Origin of the sequence: Chitinophaga sp. (assembly GCF_035564935.1) — a bacterium.
Classification (GTDB): domain Bacteria; phylum Bacteroidota; class Bacteroidia; order Chitinophagales; family Chitinophagaceae; genus Chitinophaga.
This window is the reverse complement of sequence record NZ_DATMTE010000589.1, coordinates 1-1,856: the sequence shown is the minus strand read 5'-3', so window position 1 is coordinate 1,856 and position 1,856 is coordinate 1. Positions and strand designations below refer to the sequence as shown.

Below are 1,856 nucleotides of genomic sequence, written 5' to 3'. Positions count from 1 at the left end.
ATATTGAACAGGTGGCGGACGATTTTTTCTTTGTGAAAGCCGACCGGAGAATTTTTAAAGTTTATTTCAATAACATACTTTTTATTCAGGGTTTAAAAGATTATGTTGTGATGCACAGTGAAAATCAGAAGGTAGTTACGGCGATGAATATCAAAACTATCCAGGATCAATTGCCGAAAGATATGTTTGTGAGAGTAAGCAAATCCTATATCATCAATGTTAAGCATATCGGTTCCGTGGATAATAATACGGTGTATATAGGTACAAACGAGATCCCTATCGGGAATATTTACAGGGACTTCTTTTTCAGCGAATTTGTAACAAAGAAGATCGTGAGCAGGTAGTTTTGGCTAATTAAAAGACTTTCTGAAAGCGGTTGGTGAAACATTTATATACTGCCTGAACAGTTTGTTAAAAGATGGAGGATGTTCAAGCCCCAGCTGATAGGCGATCCCGGCAACAGTTAACCTGGTGTAACATTCAGGTGTGTAGCCACTTCAATAAATAAAGCCGGGAGAGATGCCGGTTACGCGATATACAACACCAAACTCCTGGCGCAGCGCCTCAATGATGGTACGCACCGCATTTTTGTACCGGCATACACACCATGAAAAGTAACAATTTTAATACCGGCGGTGGATATAATACGGCTTATACAGGTAGATCATAACTGCACAACTGGCCATCGCCGGTAGTCAGCAACAGTTTGTTGTGCACAATCATTACATTGATGATATTACTGCTGTAATCAAAGATATAATCCGGGTTAGTAGTGGGGTTGCCATCCGGGTTGTATGCGGTAAACTCAATACCTTCCGGCATTACCTCTGCCTTGCAACGCAGATCTTTTCTGTTCAGCAATAACAATCTTCCAAACTGGGAAACTACCAGGATGCTGTTATCATCTACAAAAAATACACTGTAATTGATACTATCCGGTTCGGCGGCAGGAAAATCTTTACTGCCCTCGAAAATAGCTTCCTGATCCTGCTCCGCTATCCTGGTAATTTCAGGGAAGGAATAGATCTTTAATGGCCCGTCGTCATGAGGAGCCATAACAAACTCTTTTCCTGACGGCGCAAAATTGCCCATGATCATATCCTCACATTGAGGAAGCTCAGTCAGGGAGATGCCCCCGTTGTTCAGCTGCAACTGCATCAGGAGGGATTTCTCCTGGCCGGCCGCCGCTTCCAGCAGGATAGTGCCATTGTTTGGCGTAGTATGAAACGCATAGGTGTATTGATGGCTTTCCAGCAGCGGGTAAGAAGCAATCACCTCAAAAGTGAACGCATCCATTACCTGTAGCCTGTCTGTTTCATTTTTATCACCAGGTAATACATACCAGATCGTTTTATTGTCCTCAGAGAAATAACAGGCAGCACCAAGAAACCAGCCCCAGGAGCCATGTTCCACAGTATGCAATACCATGGAGCCTTCCGCATCAAGAATCCGCACATCTGTTATGCCCGCAACGGCAATCAGGCGGCCATCAGAAGAGGCCGACAGCTTGCTGCTTACATAGTTCGCATTCTGTCCCTGCATGATCTTTTCCCAAACAATTTCAAGGTTGGCACTGAGCTTTGTAATCAGCGGCTGACTCGCAAAGTTCATCAGGATCTCTCCATCCGGTAATGGCACCACATTTACCGGGTTAGCAGTGAATGTTAATTTGTTCCTTGACGGTAGTTTTATATGTAAAAATTGACTCATGTATTTTGTTTATGCTGTCGCGAAGGTAATACACAACCACTTTTATGACAACATACTTTTTTCCATAGCTTAAATAAGCAATATTTGCAGCCCGGATTATTATAGCAATTTTCCTTTGTATATTTGAGAACTGTTGCAAACAAGTA

Annotated in this window: 2 protein-coding genes and 1 pseudogene; 1 reads left to right on the top strand and 2 read right to left on the bottom strand. The window is 42.9% G+C overall.

The window, feature by feature from the left end:
- On the top strand, positions 1-344 hold a 344-nt coding region (locus VN105_RS14980), incomplete at its 5' end, for a LytTR family DNA-binding domain-containing protein (RefSeq protein ID WP_325642267.1).
- Between the two features lie 6 nt (positions 345-350).
- Here VN105_RS14980 and VN105_RS14975 read toward each other — a convergent pair.
- Together VN105_RS14975 and VN105_RS14970 are read right to left on the bottom strand one after the other, a co-directional pair.
- Positions 351-461: pseudogene (locus tag VN105_RS14975) on the bottom strand (AraC family transcriptional regulator); the annotation flags it as partial.
- Between the two features lie 190 nt (positions 462-651).
- Positions 652-1,710 (bottom strand): hypothetical protein, encoded by a 1,059-nt coding sequence (locus VN105_RS14970; protein ID WP_325642265.1) that lies wholly within the window; start codon positions 1,708-1,710, stop codon positions 652-654.
- Between the last annotated feature and the right edge of the window lie 146 nt (positions 1,711-1,856).